Origin of the sequence: Trinickia soli (genome assembly GCF_002879855.1) — a bacterium.
GTDB classification, from domain to species: domain Bacteria; phylum Pseudomonadota; class Gammaproteobacteria; order Burkholderiales; family Burkholderiaceae; genus Trinickia; species Trinickia soli.
In genome coordinates this window covers 255,664-272,819 of sequence record NZ_PNYB01000001.1, presented here as the reverse complement: position 1 = coordinate 272,819, position 17,156 = coordinate 255,664, and the positions used below count along the sequence as shown (strand labels likewise).

The window sequence follows — 17,156 nt, the reverse complement described above, 5'->3', positions numbered from 1 at the left end:
GGTGGACAGCGCGCTTAGAACTTATGTCGGATCCCCACGCGCGCGACGGCCTGCTTCGAGGTGCTCGACACATCGTCCGCACCCGGGATGTAAGCATGATCGAGCGATGAGCCTGTGCTGTCGCCCGCCACCTTTTGGAATGCGCCCTGGATATAGACATCCGTCCGCTTGGAGAGGTTGTAGTCGACCATCAGCCCGAACGTATGAATCTTGGGCTTCACGCCGCCGAGCGACGTGTCGTACTTTTCCATCGTGTAGACGTATTGCGCACCGACATAGAGCGCCGGCGTCAGCTGATATTTTCCGTTTACTTCGAAGTTCTGGAATTTCAACCCGGTCAGCGTAGAACCGGCCAGCGGCCCGGTGATCGGCACGAGTGAATCGGCGGCTGTCAGATAGGCACCGGACGTCGGGTTGGTAATGTTCGTATTCGTGTAGACAAAGCCGGCAGTCGCGGGCCCGAACGTGTAGTTGATGCCGCCGCCAAATACGCGCAGACGCGACGAAGCGAAATTGGCATCGTTCGTGGCGATGGCGCCACCCGTGGTCAAGCCAGGGTTATTCGCTTGCAGGTAAGCCGCGGCGACAAGCAGCCCGCCATTCTGATATTGCCCGCCGATACTGTATTGGCGGTTGTTCGAGAATCCGGTGTCATTGCTGAAGCTATAGGTGCCGCCGAATTGGAGACCCGAATAGTCGGGGCTCGCATATTTGATCGTGTTATTGACGCGGAACGAGTTGTCGGTATTGTCGTTATCGAACGGATGCGACAACAGATAGCCGCCCCAGTTGCCGTTTGCCGTCGTCGGCGCAAGATAATCGACAAGCGCATCGTACTGGCGGCCGAGCGTGACCGTGCCGTACGGGCTCGACAACCCGACGAACGCCTGCCGGCCGAACATGCGGCCGCCCTGATTCAAACGGCCCGTGTTGACGTCGAAGCCGTTTTCCAGCTGGAAGACCGCTTTGAGCCCGTTGCCCAGATCCTCCGCCCCCTTCAAACCCCAGCGACTGCCCTGAGCGAAGCCGCTCGCGAGTTCATAGTTGTGATTGCCGCGCACATTATTCGTGTAGTTGAGACCTTCGTCGATCACACCGTACAACGTCACGCTGTTCTGCGCCAAAGCAGGGACGGCGAACGCCATCGACGCAGCGAGACAAAGAACGTGCCTTTTCATGATCGAATGCTCCACAGCAGCCAATAGATTCCAAGATCCCGCCATGGCGCAACGCCCGGCGATTGTTGCGATCGCAGATTCGACCGCGTTTCGATTTTTTTCTCGGTACGCGTACTCGCGACGGAATGACGAGAATGGTTGCACGATGATCGCGGCAAGTCCATCGGGCGCTGGCCACCCGCCCTGCTTCGTTGCTTATTGCCAACTAAAGGGACGCCATCGGCTTTGGCGCCCCACATCTGATCGGCAACAAATGCGCGTAATCGGGTGCAACCCTGAGAATGAACTGCCGAAACCGCATGAAGCTGGGTGTGCTTCGGCGCAAGAGCGAAAGAAATTTGAAAGATTTATAATGTCTCTCGACTCCCGCGGTCAATCGGGCTGGCAGAAGATGGCGGTGACGAACGGAGCAACGTGATGAACGATAGCCTGGCTGCCTGCGGCCCTGACGGCTGCAGTCACGCTGTCGGTCGAACCGAGCACGACGGCGCCATAAGCCGAATCGGCGATCGGCTTTCCCTTGCCCTTCTGAAACAACGCATCGTTCTTCTGAAACCCGACGATCGCAAAGACGTGAAAGCCGAACGCGGTCAATTCGGCGCCGTGTGCCGGATCGAACGCGTTGATCGAATTGTCCTCGACGCGCGTTGGGCGCGGGTCGATCAGATGCTGATCTTCCAGTTCGCCGATGAATTGGTGCGCGGGGCGATCGCAGTGCAAGGCTTGATCGAGCGATGCAGCGAGTGCACGGCCGGATAGCACGGCGCCAAAAATGGCGAGGATGGCAATGACTAGACGTTTCATGGCGGCAAAAAATGACGCACCGTTACAGCGTGGCGATTCGAGATCGGCATTGGCCGATTGCACAGGACGTACCGGGCCCGCTCGGCGGCGACCGGCAGCACTTTAACTTGTTTGGCGCGCAAGGGTGCGCAGCCGCACCAAGCCCGGCGCTCCAATGCGCCCTTGCAGACAACGCCCGGCAAAAGCGTATATATTGCTTCGGATGGAAAATCGCGTCGACTCCTCCCCTCGCGTTCTCGTTCCCATGCCACGCACGTGGGACGCACGGCTCGCACGCCGTCTCGTCACTCCGCTCAAAGACACGCGCGTCACGCCGAATCACCTCACCACCCTTCGCCTCATAGTCGGCCTGGCTGGTGCGGCCGCGCTCGCGCAGAGCACGTTCGGATGGCTCAACGTGGGCGCCGCGCTGATCGTCCTGTCGAACTTCATCGATCATACCGATGGCGAACTGGCTCGCATCAGCGGCAAGTCGAGCCGGTTCGGGCACTTCTACGATCTCGCAAGCGACGCCTGCGTGACCATCGCCTTGTTCGTGTCGATGGGAATCGGCGTCGCATCCGCACACGGCGACCGGCTGCTGGCGCAGCCCACTGGGCTAGGCGGTATCGCCGGGGTTGCCGTCGCACTGATCTTCTATCTGCGGATGCGGATCGAAGCGTTTGCCGGCAAGGCCGGGACCCGGCAAGCGTCGGCGGCCGGATTCGAAACCGAAGACGTGCTTTACCTGTTGCCGCTCGTCACCCTTACAGGCGTGGTCGAGCCGTTTGTCATCGCCGCGTCGATCGGCGCCCCCGTGTTTGCTGTCTGGGTCGCGCTCGATTATCGACGCATCATGCGTCGCACACGGCCCAGCGAGCCGGCAAGCGAAGCCTGGGTGTCGCGTTGAACGCGCGCGTGGCACAAGGCGATGCGCTCGGCTCCGCATCGGGGCCGGTATCGACACGCGAAGCCGACGAAACATCGATCGATCATGGATTGAGCCAAGCGCTACGCCGATTCGATCGCGAACGGTTGCGGGCGCAGTTCGTCGAGCAAGGCGCGTTTCTTTATCTCGACGCATTCCTGCCCGCCGATGTCACGGCAAGGCTCGTCCAAAGCGCGCGATCGCTCGAACCGGCCGTCAATCGAAATTACCTGCCGGGGCATAAACAGGGCGGAAGCGTCAGCCGCCATACGATCGACCGCCTTGCTCCGCATATCGCCGAACTGTACCGATCGCCCGCGTTGATCGACTGGCTGGAAGCCGTCACGGGCGATAAGCTGCTGCTCTCGCCCAAGGACGATCCGCACGCATACGCACTGTATTACTACACGCGCGAGGGCGATCACATAGGGTGGCATTACGACACCTCGTACTATGACGGCCGGCGCTATACGCTGCTGGTCGGGGTCATTGACGAATCATCGTGCCGACTCGACTATGAGTTGCACACGCGCACACCCGGCGCAACGGCCATCCCGGGTTCGATCCAATATCCGCCCGGTTCGATCGTGCTGTTTGACGGCGACAAGCTTCGTCACCGTATCACGCCGTCGAAGGCGAACGAGATGCGCGTGTCGTTGACGTTCGAATACGTGACCGACGCACGCATGCGCCCATGGCGGCGCCTCATTTCGAACATGAAGGACGCGATCGCCTATTTCGGGTTTCGCCAGGTGTTCCGCGCACGCGGTGCGGCGCGCACCGACCAGGGCACGCCATGACGCGCACCGCGGCGATTCTGTTGTCGCTGGGCGCGGCAGTTTTCGTTGCGCTGCTGATGCGGCAAGGCGCCGGCGCAGTGGCAGCCACGCTCGCGTCCGCAGGCTGGGGGCTGGCGCTGATCGCCGTCTTTCATCTGTTGCCGCTCATCCTCGATGCCATGGCGATCGCAGTGCTCGTCGCACGACCCGCTGCATTCGCCGATTCGCTGCGCGCCCGTTGGGCCGGCGAATCGGTCAATAGTTTGCTGCCCGCCGGTCAAATCGGCGGCCCCGTGGTCATGGCACGCCACCTCGCGCAGCGCGGCGTGCCGATGCACGAGGCGGCAGCGGCCGTCACGGTGTCGACGACCATGCAATCCGTCGCTCAAATCGCATTTGCTTTAGTGGGTCTTGCAGCGTTCGCGGGGTTCTCGGCAACGCAAAGCACCCATGCCACGCGCACGTTGCATATTGCGGTGCTGGGCGCGAGCGCTGTGCTGGCGGCCGCCATTGCTGCGTTTTTCTTCGCGCAGCAGCGAGGCTTGTTCGGTCGCCTGTCCCGCCTCGTCGGCAAAGTGCTCGGCGCGCGCGGGGCGATGCATGCCACCGCGCGAGCGGATGCAATCGACGGGGCAGTTCGCACACTTTACCGCGAGCATCGCCGCGTCGCTGCTTCGTTCGTCCTCAGTTTCGTCGGATGGCTCGTCGGCGTGGGCGAGGTATGGCTTGCGCTCTCGCTCATCGGCCACCCCGTCGGGTGGCTCGACGCGCTGCTGCTCGAAAGCGTGGGGCAAGCGATTCGCGGCGCCGCCTTTGCTATCCCCGGTTCTCTCGGCGCGCAAGAAGGCGGTTATCTGCTGCTCGCGCCGATCGTCGGATTACCGCCCGATGCGGGGCTTGCGCTGTCGCTCGCCAAACGATCGCGCGAACTCGCCCTCGGGTTGCCGGGCCTTGTGTATTTGCATTGGAGTACACGCCATTGGCAGCGCCGGCACAGGTCCGGTCTGCCGCTTCCCGATTGACGCGTGCCGGCCGCCGCGTCCTTCGGTATCTTGCCAGGAGAAAAAGAACATGCGAGCGCTCATTCTCGCCGCAGGCCTCGGCCTACGGCTGCAGCAACCACCCGAGCAGCAATATCCAAAGTGTTTGTTGCGCTTTCAGGGCGTCACGCTGCTCGAGCGCCACTTGCGCGCATTGCGCGCGGCCGGCGTTGACGAGGTTGAGCTTGCACTGGGTTTCCAGCCCCAGAGTATCGAGGCGGAACTCGACCGCATCAACTGGCACCCGCGGCCGAACATCGTGCTCAATCCGCACTACGACCTTGGCAGCGTGCTAACCGTGCATACGATGGCGGATGCACTGACGCGCGGCGGCGACGTTCTGCTGATGGACGCTGACGTTTTGTACGACGAAGCGATACTGCGTGCGCTCGTGGCCGGGGCAAGCGCCGACCGGCTGCTGATCGATCGCGATTTCGAAACCGGCGACGAGCCCGTCAAGTTGTGCCTCAAGGCAGGCACGCCGGTCGAGTTGCGCAAGCAACTCGCCGTAGGCTTGGAATTCGACACGATTGGAGAATCGGTCGGCTTCTTTCGCTTTCGCGAGAGCACCGCGCGCCGCCTCGCCGAGATCGTAGCCGGGTATGTCGCCAGCGGGCGACAAAATATGCCTCACGAAGAGGCCGTGCGTGACCTGTTGCTCGAAGGCGGACGTCGCTACGACGTCGCGGACGTGACGGGGCTTCCCTGGATCGAAATCGACTTTCCCCGCGATGTCGCACGCGCCGAAAACGAAGTGCTGCCGCGTCTCGCACAACCGGCCGGAGCCGTGCGATGAATGCGCGCGAATCGGATTTCGACACGCGCTCGCGCTTCGAGCGGCTGCGGGACATGCTTGTCAGCGACAAGCTCGAATTCTTGATGGAAGCGCATAACGGATTGTCCGCACGCATCGCGCGCGAGGCGGGATTCAAAGGCATCTGGGCGTCGGGGCTTGCCATCTCGGCGCAGTTCGGCGTGCGCGACAACAACGAAGCGAGCTGGACGCAAGTGGTCGACACGCTCGAATTCATGGCCGACGCCAGCGACCTGCCGATTTTGCTCGATGGCGATACCGGGTACGGCAACTTCAACAACGTGCGACGTCTCGTGCGCAAACTCGAGCAACGCGGCATCGCCGGTGTCTGTATCGAAGACAAGCAATTTCCGAAAACGAACAGCTTCATCGGCGGCGAACGTCAACCGCTTGCGGACATCGACGAGTTTTGCGGCAAGATCAAGGCCGGAAAAGATTCGCAGTCCGAAGCAAATTTTTCGATCGTCGCGCGTGTCGAGGCCTTGATCGCCGGTTGGGGCCTGCATGAGGCGCTCAAGCGAGCCGAAGCTTACCGGCTGGCCGGCGCCGATGCCATCCTGATCCACAGTAAACTTTCGCGTCCCGACGAAATTCTCGCGTTCGCTCGCGAATGGGCCGGGCGCGCGCCGCTCGTCATCGTGCCGACGAAGTACTACAGCACGCCCACCGAAGTTTTCCGCAAGGCCGGCATCAGCACCATCATCTGGGCGAATCATCTCGTTCGCGCAGCGGCGTCGTCGATGCAAGCCGTTGCGAAGGAAATTCACGATAGCGAAACGCTCGTCAACGTCGAGGAGCGGATCGCCAGTGTCGAGGAAATCTTTCGGCTGCAAGATGCCGACGAATACGCTGCGGCAGAGCGCGTCTATCTGGCCAGTTCCCGCAAGCCCGGCGCTGCCGTCGTGCTGGCCGCGAGCCGCGGGCGCGGCCTCGAGGCCGTTACGGCAGAACGCCCGAAAGTCATGCTGCCCGTCGCCGGCAAACCGCTCTTGCGCTGGCTCGTCGATGCGTTCAAGAAGCAAGGCGTCAACGATATTGCCGTGGTGGGCGGCTACCGGCCCGACGCGATCGATACAGCCGGCATCAGGCTCGTAGTCAACGACGCACACGCGCAGACAGGCGAGCTTGCTTCGCTAGCATGCGCCGTCGACGCCGGGCACCTCGGCGCCGACACGGTCATCTCGTACGGCGACCTGCTCTTTCGCAGCTACATTCTTCGCGACCTCGTCGAATGCGATGCGCCCTTTACCGTCGTGGTCGACTCGTCCCACTCGCCCGCGTCGAATCAGAGTGCGCGCGACTTCGCCTATTGCTCGACACCAGACGATCGCGCGTTGTTCGGCCGCAAGACGCTACTGCAACGCATCCGCAGCGGCAAACCGGACACCGCGCCTCCCGACGGACGATGGATAGGACTGCTAAGCGTTCGCGGACGAGGGATCGAGCGCCTGCGTTCGATGCTTGCCGAACTCAGGTTGCAGCCGGACTTCGACACGCTCGATATGCCTGCGCTCATCAACGCACTGATCGACGCGGGCGAGGCGATCGAAGTCCAATACGTTCACGGTCATTGGTGCGGCGTCAACGACCTGGAAGATTTCAGGCGCGCGGGAGATTTTGCGCATGCGCAAACGCCCTTCGCGCTCGAGCGTCATCGCCAAGGTGATGCCCGATGATCGAAGCCGCGCAGTTCGTCGAAGCGGCGCGTCGCCGCGGATTCACGTGGTACGCGGGCGTGCCCTGCTCGTTTCTGACCCCGTTCATCAATTACGTACTGCAGGACCCTTCGCTGCACTATGTCAGCGCGGCGAACGAAGGCGATGCAGTCGCGCTGATCGCAGGTGTCGCGCTCGGTGCGAGGAACGAGCGTGGCGTTACGATGATGCAGAACTCGGGGCTGGGCAACGCCGTCAGCCCGCTGACGTCTTTGACCTGGACGTTCCGCTTGCCGCAGTTGTTGATCGTGACCTGGCGGGGGGAACCGGGCGTGGCCGATGAGCCACAGCATGCGCTGATGGGACCGATCACGCCCGCGCTGCTCGAAACGATGGAGATTCCGTGGGAGCCGTTTCCGCGCGAAGCCGACGGGATCGGCCCTGCCCTCGAACGCGCCGTCGCGCATATGGACAAGACGGGGCGTCCGTATGCGCTGGTGATGCAAAAAGGTAGCGTCGCGCCGTATCCGCTCGCAGAAACGGAGCCACCGCGTGCCGATGCGTGCGCCCCACGCACTCAGTGGCTGGGCGCACCGCAAGACGGCTTGCCCGCGCGGCGCGATGCGCTGGAGCGCGTGATCGCGCGCACACCGCTCGACTCCACGGTTGTGCTTGCATCGACGGGATTTTGCGGCCGCGAGCTTTATGCGCTCGCCGATCGTCCTAACCAGCTCTATATGGTGGGATCGATGGGCTGCGTAATGACGCTGGCACTGGGCCTCTCGCTCGCGCGGCCGGACTTGCACGTCGTTGCGCTCGATGGCGACGGCGCAGCGCTCATGCGCATGGGGTCGTTCGCCACGCTCGGCGCGTACGGCCACAGCAACCTGACCCATCTGCTGCTTGATAACGCCTCGCATGATTCGACCGGTGGGCAGGCTACGGTCTCGTCGCAGGTTTCGTTCGCCGCAATTGCAGCTGCGTGCGGCTACGCATCGGCGATCGAGGGCGACGATCTTGCCCTCGTCGATACGTTGCTTGCCCGGTCGCGTCGAGACGGCATTCCCGACGGGCCGCATTTCGCGCGACTGACGATACGGCGCGGCACGCCGGATGGCTTACCGCGCCCAACCATGACCCCTGCCGACGTGAAAGCGCGCTTGATGCGCCATATCGGCGCCGCCTAAGGATCTGCTGATGAAGACGCTGCTGCTCAACCCCGGCCCCGTGACCTTGACCGAGCGCGTACGGCAAAGCATGTTGCAACCCGACCTCTGCCATCGGGAAAGCGAGTTCTACGATCTGCAAGACGAAGCGCGCACGCGCCTGCTCGCCGTTTATGGCCTCGATCCGCACAAATGGTCGGCAGTCCTGATGACGGCTTCGGGGACAGGCGCAGTGGAAAGCATGATCGCTTCGCTCGTCCCGCAACAAGGCAGACTGCTCGTCGTGCAAAACGGCGTATACGGGGAGCGTATCGCGAACATGGCGAAGCAGTACGGGATCGAATACGTGGCGCTCGCGCATGATTGGATGGCCGCCCCCGATCCGGCTGCCATCGCGCGGTGCCTCGATATCGAAGGCCCGTTTTCGCATGTGGCCGTCGTCCATCACGAAACGACGACCGGGCGCCTGAACGACCTGCGCGAAATCGGTGCGCTGTGTGGCAAACACCGCGCGCAGTTGCTCGTCGATGCCGTCAGCAGCTTCGGAGCGGAGGCGATCGATTTCGACGAGGGAAATATTGCGGCCGTTGCCGCAACGGCGAACAAATGCTTGCACGGCGTACCGGGCGCCTCGTTCGTGATTGCCACGCGCGCGGCGATCGAGCGCGCCGCCAGCCGCACCTACTACCTGGACCTGGGCCGCCTTGCACGCATGCAAGCGGCGCGCAATACGCCGTTTACGCCGTCTGTGCATGCGTACTACGCACTCGTCGAAGCGTTGCGCGAGTTCGAGGATGAAGGCGGCCGAGCCGCCAGACATGCCCGCTACGCGGCGCTGGCCGAGCAGGCTCGCAGCGGGCTGGCGTCGCGCGGCATCGGTGCAGTCGTGCCGCCCGAACAGTCGTCGGTCGTGTTGCGGGCCTACGACCTGCCGCATGGCATCGCGTACGAACCGCTCCATGATGCGCTCAAGTCGCTCGGGTTCGTCATCTACGCAGGGCAAGGCGACTTGTCGAAACGGCTCTTTCGCATCTCGACGATGGGCAATATCGGCTCGGCCGATATCGAGCGCTTGCTGCAGGCCTTCGACGACCTGGCCCGGTAGTGCCGCCGGCCCCCGCCTCGATCCGTCGGCGCTCCGGAGATTATCCGTTTTATACCGTGTAGGTATAATTACCCGATTCAAAGATAATTTCGGATAGCTCGATGGAACTGACAGAACTGTGGCACTTTCCCAGGCCGGAGCTTGCGCGGGCTTATCTTGCCACGTTGAACGCCGGACTTGTGGCGTCGACGACGATTTTCGCGCCGCGACGTACCGGCAAGACGGCCTTTCTCTTGCGAGACCTTGCACCGCTGGCGGAAAGCGAGGGCTACACGGTCGTCTATGCGGACCTCTGGCAGACGCGGCAAACGCCAGGTGCCGCGCTCGCGCGGGCGCTCGAAGAAGCGCTCGAACCGCATTCTTTGCTCGAAAAAGTCCTGGCGCGCCTTCAAAAGCCTGTCAAAGCGCTGAAGGGCAAAGCCGAATTCGGCGGCGCAAAGCTCGAAGGGGCGATCGATCTGGAAAACGATCAAAAGCGCGAGATCACCGATACCGCGCTTCTGATCGACGCACTCGTTGCAGAGCTGACGAAACGGCGGCCGGTTCTTTTTCTGATCGATGAAGCACAAGCGCTCGGTCGCAGCAAGGAAGGCGAAGAGATGGCGCGCGCACTGCGCACGACGCTGACCAAACACCAGCGCCGGCTTCGCATGTTGTTTACCGGGTCGTCGCGCACGAAGCTCGGCCACGTTTTCACGAATGCCAACGCCCCGCTCTACTCGGCCGCCAGCACCGTCCAGGACTTCCCGCTTCTCGGCGACGATTTCGTCGACTATATCGCGCGCAGATTCAGGGAGTCTTCAAAACGCAAGCTCGATGCGAACGCGGCACGCGAGGCCTTTCAATTGTTTGGACGCCGTCCCGAGCCGCTGATGGAGACGGTGCTGGCGCTGATGATGAGCCCGACGCTGTCCTTTCCCGAGGCGATCGCCATGCAGCAGGAGAAGTTGGCCCGCAGGGAGAATCACGAAGGCACGTGGAATTCACTCGATGCGACCGAGCGCGTTCTCGTACGCATGTTCGCGGACGATCCTTCGATGAAGCCGTTTGCGAAGGCAACGCTCGTCAGGATTCGCAAGCGCGTGGGTATCGAGGATCTGCAGGCGACGCACGTTCAAAAGGCACTGGGCCGGCTCGCGGAAAAGACGGTCGTGGCGAAGAGCCCGCGAGATGTCTACGAATTCGAGAACGAGAGTTTTGCGGACTGGGTTCGCAATATCGTCGATTGAACGACTTGCATTCCACTTACCCGCTCCCTGCCTTGGGTCGGACGCCCCCTCCTCGTTTGACGCCATGCGGGCACCCCGAGCGCGGCCCGGCGAAAATCATCTGAACATTGTCAAAAATACTTGGTAAGCTCGCGCCTATCGTCACTGCATCGATCCGGAGCCTGCAGTCATGAGCCGTCACGCTACCCAGCAAGATCGCATCCCGACGCAGCCCGAGCGTGCCGCCGTGCATGCCGGCCGATCCGCGCCCTCGACGGCGCCGAACGCAGCAGCCGGCTCGCTGCAGGACAGCCCCCGCGTGGTCGCACAGGCGCGTGCGCTCAGCGAGGCGTTCGGCCCTGCCGTGCAACGCGTCGAGGCTGAGCAACCCAATCGCACCGGGCTACCTCACGGATTGAAAGCAGGCATCGAGTCGTTGTCCGGGATGGACTTGTCCGGCGTGCGTGTCCATACGAACTCCGATAAGCCTGCGCGCTTGAACGCACTCGCTTATGCCCAGGGTTCGGACATCCATCTGGGGCCTGGGCAAGATCGCCATTTGCCGCACGAGGCCTGGCACGTCGTGCAGCAAGCCCAGGGGCGGGTAAAGCCGACGATGCAAATGCAAGGCGGCACGGCCATCAACGATGACGCGGCCCTCGAAAGCGAGGCCGATCGAATGGGCGATCAGGCCACGCGTGCAGGCGACGGCGAGCGCGAGCCGCGGCCGGCTGTCCAGCGGCTGCGCTCGACATCGGCGCCTGCATCCGATACGCCGATCCAAGGCAAACTGACGCGCCGCACCGATATCGGCAAGAACTCGGGCGGCACGTTCGCCTGGAAGGCACACAAGACGCAATCGTCGCCCGGGTTTCCGGACGGCTACGAGGCACAAGGGCTAGGCGCCGGATTGTCTACTACCGTTCCGCTCAAGCTGAAGACAACCGTGCTGCACGACCAGCTCGCTTCGCTGGAAGCAACGATTCCGCCGCAGTATGTCGACGAAACGCGTCCCGATCTGCCCGAACCGCAGGCCCATTTCAACGGCCTGAAGGCCGCGTTCATGCTCCCCGCACCTTTGCTCGGGCAGCCCACTGCGGATAATCGGCTCTACTTGCCGGCAAGCGTCTTGTCGCACTTGAAGACCGTGCAGGCGGAGATGGTCGATCTGGCTCAAAAAGCACCGAGCAAGGTGATCATCAAGGCGACCTTCGGTTCCGATGGCTTTGCCGATGGTTTCGGTATCCAGTTCGACTCGCTCGATCGGATCACGCAAGCACCGGTACATCGAATCCTGTGGCAACCGCCATTGGCCGGCGACCGCACGCAATGGCACAGCCAACCGGCGACGCCGCATGCGACCGGTGGCGCGAAACCCACCTCGTCCGAGTGGCGGACGTACATCAAATGGGACCCGCCGACCGGCGACGATGACGGGGTCCACGTCGTGGCCACGAAACTCGGCCCCGACCATCCGCTCGGTTCCGGTCCGAGCAACGCCAAGGCGGACGCTCGCGTCAAAACGCTTCAGGCCGCGGCGGGCGGAAAAGAGTCGTATATTGCGGGCCATTTGCTGAACGATCACCTGGGCGGCCCCGGCGATCTGGAAGCGAATCTGACGCCGATACCTTCGAAGGCCAACAGCCAGATGTCGACGGCCATCGAGAAACCCGCCAAAAAGGTCGTCAACGACGAACACGGCTGGGTTCGCTATGAGGTCGCAGTCACCCACGCGCACGACGCAGGCTCTGGTTTGAACTACCCGTCATTGATCAACGCGAAGATGGCTGTCTATGACGTCGACGACACGCTGAAGAACCCCACTTCTGCCAGGATCGCGATTGCGCCACCTTCCTCTTTCGCATCAAAGACAGCCAAGGCGCCCAAGGCGGCCGGCACGCTGGGCGGGTCCGCGCTCGAGCAATCGCCTGTGCGTCTGGACGAAGTCATCCTGAGCCACGAAAACGATTTGCGCCCGTTCCTGCGCACGGGCGCGGAATTGTTCGAGCTCATTTTCGGCTCCGAGATCAACGCCAATATCGACAACCCTCAATTGGTGCGGGCGTGGCATACGATCATGGAGTTGCTGGGCGAGTATGAAACATTCGCTCTGCCCACGCTCAATCTGCTGCGCACGATCACCGACGCGATGGCGAACTGGCAGACCGACCCCGCCGCCCGTTCGTACCTCGCCGGCGTCTCTGCTGGAAAGCTGCAACACGCGTTGACCGTCAACGTCAAACTCGCGGAAGGGTTCGCCGGAAAAGCCAACGGATACCTGCAGCATGCAACGGCATCGGTGAAGCAACAATTCAAACCCTCGATGCTGCTCAAGAACGAGCCGACACTCGCGCTCGCGTGGCAGCTGGTGCGTGAAGTGCCCGGAAATGTGTCGCTGCTGCAGGTGCTCGCATCGGGGCAACACGCTACGATCCCGCTGCGCACGCAAAACCTGGAACAAGCGCGTTCGACGAACGATACGGGCAAGGAAAAAGAGGAGACTGACTTTCGCGATCGCATCCGTTCGCAGCCGCGGGTCTACAGCTCCGCTCCCACGCCTTCTTCGCCTATCACCGTTTTCACCGAATACGGCCAATCGGCGCACGAAATCGAATCGACCGCGCTCTACAACACCGAGTTCGTCAGCGGACGCATGCCGAAAGTCGTCGATAAGCTCAACGAGCTCGTCAGTAACGGCGGCGTCGACGTTTGCAAGCAACTGCTGGGCGACCCGCTGTTGAAAACGAGCGGAACGCTTCAAGCCATCCTGATCCAGGTTGCCTCGCTGATCGAGGGCCGCAAGGGCGGGCAGTCGCAATCAGGGTTCGAATCGACCGCCCCGTTGCTGTGGAAGATCGCGCTCAACGAAGTGGCGATCCGCGAGCCGAAGGTGGCAGTCCGCTTGCTCGAGCTACTGAAAATCGGCGGCTGAATGTTCACCGCCGCATAGCGTGCAAGGCCGCTACCGATCCTTCGTATCTAGGCAGCCACGATAGGCTCGGCCTGCGCGGCAAGCTCGCCGAGGCGACGCACCGCGGCGTCGAGTTCGCTCGTCCACCGATTACCCGCATTCAAGCGCAGACAATCGTCGAACGCGCCGCCTTCCCCAAACAAATGGCCTGGCGCAAAGCTCACGCCTTCAGCCCGAGCGCGTTCGAACAGCGTTCGCGTATCGCGCGGCGCGCCATCGATACCTGGGAGCTTCACCCACAGCACGAAGCCGCCGGCGGGACGCGTTACCTCTGTCCCCTCGGGAAAGTAGCGCATAACGGCGTCCCTCAGTGCATGCTGCTGGCTTTGTAATGCAGCCTTCAGGCGGCGAAGATGCAACGCATAACCGCCCCCCGCCAGTAATTGCGCAACCGCGGCTTGCTGCAGCTCTGCCGTCGCCATGCTCGTCGTGTACTTCAAGGCTTTCACGCGCTCCGTGAAGCGCCCTCCGGCGATCCACCCCAAGCGCAAACCGGGACACAGGCTCTTCGAGAAACCGCCGCACAGCAACACGTTGCCATGCCCTTCGTCAAAGGCGCGCACGGGACGAGGCCGCGTATCGCCAAAACACAGATCGCCAAAGATGTCGTCTTCGATCAGTGCGATGTCCCGCTCACGCAGCAGCTCGACCAACGCACGCTTGGCCGCGTCGCTCGGCACGCTACCGAGCGGATTGTTGCCGTTCGCGACCGTCACGACGGCTTTGATCGGCACGCCGCGATCGAGCGCCGCCTTCAGAGCATCGACATCGATACCCGATTCAGGCACGCAGGGAATCGGGTAGGCCGGCATCTCCAACGCCCGCAACATTTGGAGGAGTACGAAATAAGTCGGCGACTCGACGGCAATGACATCGCCGGGCCGGGCGACGGCCCGCAGGGCAAGATTCAACGCTTCGACGCAGCCATTCGTCACGACGAGCTCGTCGGGATCGAGCTCGCAAGCGTACTGGATTGCCTGGCGGGCGATCTGCGCGCGCAACGCCGGGTAGCCCGAACCCCGCACATGCGAACCGACCAGGAGGTCGCGATGTTGATAGGCGAGGCGACGCAACAGGACGCTGAAACGGTCGACCGGGTACAGCGTTGCTTCCGCCGAGGCAAGATCGAGCCGCACGGCCGATGGTGCGCCTGCGATAGCAAGGTGATCGCGAGCCTGTGCATCGAGTTCGGCCACGGGACGCACCCAGCGCTTGGCGCTTGCGTGCTTTGTTTCGGCTGCGCCGCCCGTGCGCTTGGTGCGGCGCATACGCTTCGCAACGAAGTAGCCCGAGCGCGGCCGTGCCTCGATGTATCCTCGCGTCTCGAGCCAACGCAGCGCCTGCAGCGCAGTGGTCAGGCTGACGCCGTACTGCGCGGCCAGCAGGCGCACCGACGGCAAACGCTCGCCGTCGGCCATCGATGCCCGGTCGACGCCTTCCCACAGCCGCTGCGCCAACTGCTGATAGAGCGGTGCGCCCTGCTCTGCCTGAACCATAACGCCTCGCCAAATCGGAAAATCTGTTATGTAACAGATTCGACGCTGTTGTGTATAGGGCCGCAGCGCGAGCCGTGCCAATATTGAGCGCACTGACACAACGCACGCAACAGGAGATCGGAGATGGAAACAGCGGGTTTGAAGTACGACTTTCGTAGCGATACGGTCACGCGCCCGAGCGCGGGCATGCGGGCAGCGATGGCGTCCGCCGAAGTGGGCGACGATGTCTTCGGCGATGACCCCACCGTCAAGCGCCTCGAGGCGCGGGTGGCCGACATCATCGGCAAGGAAGCCGGGCTGTTCGTTCCCTCCGGCACGCAATCGAATCTGATCGGGCTTATGACGCATTGCGAGCGCGGCGACGAATACATCGTAGGGCAGCAAGCGCACTGCTATCGCTGGGAAGCCGGCGGCGCGGCGGTACTCGGCAGCATCCAGCCCCAACCGCTCGAAAACGCCGCGGACGGCACGATCGCGCTGGCCGACATCGAAGCGGCGATCAAGCCCGACGACCCTCACTTCGCACGCACCCGGTTGCTGGCGCTGGAAAACACGATCGGCGGCAAGATCCTGCCGACCGATTACGTGCAAGCGGCGACGGCGCTCGCCAGGAAGCACGGATTGGCCTGTCATCTCGACGGCGCGCGCGCTTTCAATGCGGCCGTCGCCCTCGGTGTGCCACTGGCACAGCTTGCGCAGCCGTTCGATACGGTTTCCGTCTGCCTCTCGAAGGGTCTCGGCGCCCCCGTCGGCTCGGTCCTCGTCGGCTCGCAAGCGACGATCGCCCGCGCTCGCCGTTGGCGCAAGATGCTCGGCGGCGGCATGCGGCAAGCCGGCATTCTTGCGGCCGCGGGTTTGTATGCGCTCGAGCACAATGTCGATCGGCTCGCCGAAGATCATGCGAACGCCCGTACGCTCGCCGAGGGCTTGGCGAAGCTGCCGGGCCTCACGGTCACCGCGCCCGACACGAACATCGTGTTCGTCAATGTCGAAGCGTCGATTGCGCCGGCGTTCGCCGCCCACCTCGCGCAACACGGCATCGGCGTCGTTTCGGCTTACGGCGCCACGCGGCAGAGATGGGTAACGCATCTCGACGTGGATGCAAAAGCCGTCGATGACGCGCTCTCGATAGCGTCGCAGTTTTTGCAGCGGTAATCGAATCGTATTTAGTTGCGCACACAACGTCTTTATCGACACAAAAATAAGAGGCATCGCCATGCACGCGGACAATTTCTCTTTGAAGGACTACTTCGCTCGAATCGGCTATGCGGGCCCGACCACGCCGGAGATCGGCACGGTGGCCCGGATGATGCAGCGCCAGCTTTATTCCGTTCCGTTTGAAAATCTCGACGTGCAGGCGGGCAAGATCGTCTCGCTCGTGCCCGAAGAAATCGTCGATAAAATCGTGCATCGCAAGCGCGGCGGCTACTGCTATGAGGTCAACGGCCTGTTCTCGATGGCCCTCGAAGCACTGAACATCCCGCATCAATTGGTGGCGGCGCGGCCAATGATTTATCCCGCGCGGCGGCCGCGCACGCACATGGCAATCGTCGTGGCCCTCGAAGGCGAGCGCTGGCTGTGCGATTTGGGATTCGGCAGTTACGGCATTCGTGCGCCCATGCGCCTTTCGGCGCTCGACGTCGAGGTTCGCCAGGATTACGACGCTTTCAAACTCAGCCCCATTGATGACGGTTTCTACCTGCTGCAAGCGAAAGTGGATGGAGAGTGGGCAAATCAATATGCTTTCGACCTGTCGCCGCAGGAATGGGTCGATTTCGTTCCCGCAAGCTATTTGAACTCGACGCACCCCGATTCGATCTTCGTACAACGCGTCGTGGCGGTGCTTCACAACGAGGCCGGCCGCAAGATATTGGCCGGGGACAGCTTCAAGATCGTCGCGCACGGCCACACTGAGAAGCGTACGATCGCGTGGGACGAAGCGCTCGGCATTCTGCCGCACGAGTTCGGCCTGACGATGCCCCCACGCGCATGAGCGTCGCGGCCGCCGCCGATCTGTCACAAATCGGCGGCCT

At 62.7% G+C, this 17,156-nt stretch carries 14 protein-coding genes; 11 read left to right on the top strand and 3 right to left on the bottom strand.

Annotated elements, in window-relative coordinates:
* Window positions 1-14: 14 nt before the first annotated feature.
* Window positions 15-1,178 (bottom strand): porin, encoded by a 1,164-nt coding sequence (locus tag C0Z19_RS01165; protein WP_102607950.1) that lies wholly within the window; start codon window positions 1,176-1,178, stop codon window positions 15-17.
* Between the two features lie 372 nt (window positions 1,179-1,550).
* Complete coding sequence (locus C0Z19_RS01160) at window positions 1,551-1,982, bottom strand: hypothetical protein (protein WP_102608156.1); 432 nt, start codon at window positions 1,980-1,982, stop codon at window positions 1,551-1,553.
* A gap of 202 nt (window positions 1,983-2,184) precedes the next feature.
* On the opposite strand from C0Z19_RS01160, the gene C0Z19_RS01155 reads away from it, so the two are divergent.
* From C0Z19_RS01155 to C0Z19_RS01115, 9 genes are all read left to right on the top strand, one after another.
* On the top strand, window positions 2,185-2,871 hold the full coding sequence (locus tag C0Z19_RS01155; protein ID WP_102607949.1) for a CDP-alcohol phosphatidyltransferase family protein: 687 nt from the start codon (window positions 2,185-2,187) through the stop codon (window positions 2,869-2,871).
* A 77-nt stretch (window positions 2,872-2,948) separates the two neighbouring features.
* A complete protein-coding gene (locus C0Z19_RS01150) occupies window positions 2,949-3,689 on the top strand; it encodes a HalD/BesD family halogenase (RefSeq protein ID WP_102608155.1) in 741 nt (246 codons plus the stop codon).
* On the top strand, window positions 3,686-4,690 hold the full coding sequence (locus tag C0Z19_RS01145; protein ID WP_102607948.1) for a flippase-like domain-containing protein: 1,005 nt from the start codon (window positions 3,686-3,688) through the stop codon (window positions 4,688-4,690). Before C0Z19_RS01150 ends, C0Z19_RS01145 begins: the two co-directional genes overlap by 4 nt.
* 49 nt (window positions 4,691-4,739) lie before the next feature.
* A complete protein-coding gene (locus tag C0Z19_RS01140; RefSeq protein WP_102607947.1) occupies window positions 4,740-5,504 on the top strand; it encodes a phosphocholine cytidylyltransferase family protein in 765 nt (254 codons plus the stop codon).
* Entirely contained in the window at window positions 5,501-7,198 is a 1,698-nt protein-coding gene (gene aepX / locus C0Z19_RS01135; RefSeq protein WP_102607946.1) for a phosphoenolpyruvate mutase, read from the top strand. The genes C0Z19_RS01140 and aepX overlap by 4 nt, the downstream gene beginning before the upstream one ends.
* Entirely contained in the window at window positions 7,195-8,364 is a 1,170-nt protein-coding gene (gene aepY / locus C0Z19_RS01130; protein WP_102607945.1) for a phosphonopyruvate decarboxylase, read from the top strand. Before aepX ends, aepY begins: the two co-directional genes overlap by 4 nt.
* Before the next feature lie 10 nt (window positions 8,365-8,374).
* On the top strand, window positions 8,375-9,448 hold the full coding sequence (locus C0Z19_RS01125; protein WP_102607944.1) for a 2-aminoethylphosphonate aminotransferase: 1,074 nt from the start codon (window positions 8,375-8,377) through the stop codon (window positions 9,446-9,448).
* 101 nt (window positions 9,449-9,549) lie between these two features.
* Window positions 9,550-10,677 carry an AAA family ATPase gene (locus C0Z19_RS01120; protein ID WP_102607943.1) on the top strand — a complete coding sequence of 376 codons (1,128 nt, stop codon included), beginning with the start codon at window positions 9,550-9,552 and terminating at the stop codon, window positions 10,675-10,677.
* Between the two features lie 169 nt (window positions 10,678-10,846).
* Complete coding sequence (locus C0Z19_RS01115; protein ID WP_102607942.1) at window positions 10,847-13,588, top strand: eCIS core domain-containing protein; 2,742 nt, start codon at window positions 10,847-10,849, stop codon at window positions 13,586-13,588.
* A 47-nt stretch (window positions 13,589-13,635) separates the two neighbouring features.
* Here C0Z19_RS01115 and C0Z19_RS01110 read toward each other — a convergent pair whose 3' ends face one another.
* Complete coding sequence (locus C0Z19_RS01110) at window positions 13,636-15,123, bottom strand: aminotransferase-like domain-containing protein (RefSeq protein ID WP_102607941.1); 1,488 nt, start codon at window positions 15,121-15,123, stop codon at window positions 13,636-13,638.
* Window positions 15,124-15,246: 123 nt separating this feature from the next.
* Between C0Z19_RS01110 and ltaE the strand changes: the two genes are divergently transcribed.
* Window positions 15,247-16,278: a low-specificity L-threonine aldolase gene (gene ltaE, locus C0Z19_RS01105; protein ID WP_102607940.1), complete on the top strand. Its 1,032-nt coding sequence runs from the start codon at window positions 15,247-15,249 to the stop codon at window positions 16,276-16,278.
* A gap of 61 nt (window positions 16,279-16,339) precedes the next feature.
* Window positions 16,340-17,116 (top strand): arylamine N-acetyltransferase family protein, encoded by a 777-nt coding sequence (locus tag C0Z19_RS01100; RefSeq protein WP_102607939.1) that lies wholly within the window; start codon window positions 16,340-16,342, stop codon window positions 17,114-17,116.
* Window positions 17,117-17,156: the final 40 nt, after the last annotated feature.

Excerpts from the sequence above, each read along its gene's own strand:
- C0Z19_RS01120 (WP_102607943.1), top strand. The coding sequence starts at position 9,550 with ATGGAACTGACAGAACTGTGGCACTTTCCCAGGCCGGAGCTTGCGCGG.
- aepY (WP_102607945.1), top strand. The coding sequence starts at position 7,195 with ATGATCGAAGCCGCGCAGTTCGTCGAAGCGGCGCGTCGCCGCGGATTC.
- C0Z19_RS01110 (WP_102607941.1), bottom strand. The coding sequence starts at position 15,123 with ATGGTTCAGGCAGAGCAGGGCGCACCGCTCTATCAGCAGTTGGCGCAG.
- C0Z19_RS01140 (WP_102607947.1), top strand. The coding sequence starts at position 4,740 with ATGCGAGCGCTCATTCTCGCCGCAGGCCTCGGCCTACGGCTGCAGCAA.
- C0Z19_RS01125 (WP_102607944.1), top strand. The coding sequence starts at position 8,375 with ATGAAGACGCTGCTGCTCAACCCCGGCCCCGTGACCTTGACCGAGCGC.
- aepX (WP_102607946.1), top strand. The coding sequence starts at position 5,501 with ATGAATGCGCGCGAATCGGATTTCGACACGCGCTCGCGCTTCGAGCGG.
- C0Z19_RS01100 (WP_102607939.1), top strand. The coding sequence starts at position 16,340 with ATGCACGCGGACAATTTCTCTTTGAAGGACTACTTCGCTCGAATCGGC.
- C0Z19_RS01155 (WP_102607949.1), top strand. The coding sequence starts at position 2,185 with ATGGAAAATCGCGTCGACTCCTCCCCTCGCGTTCTCGTTCCCATGCCA.
- C0Z19_RS01165 (WP_102607950.1), bottom strand. The coding sequence starts at position 1,178 with ATGAAAAGGCACGTTCTTTGTCTCGCTGCGTCGATGGCGTTCGCCGTC.
- ltaE (WP_102607940.1), top strand. The coding sequence starts at position 15,247 with ATGGAAACAGCGGGTTTGAAGTACGACTTTCGTAGCGATACGGTCACG.
- C0Z19_RS01115 (WP_102607942.1), top strand. The coding sequence starts at position 10,847 with ATGAGCCGTCACGCTACCCAGCAAGATCGCATCCCGACGCAGCCCGAG.
- C0Z19_RS01145 (WP_102607948.1), top strand. The coding sequence starts at position 3,686 with ATGACGCGCACCGCGGCGATTCTGTTGTCGCTGGGCGCGGCAGTTTTC.
- C0Z19_RS01160 (WP_102608156.1), bottom strand. The coding sequence starts at position 1,982 with ATGAAACGTCTAGTCATTGCCATCCTCGCCATTTTTGGCGCCGTGCTA.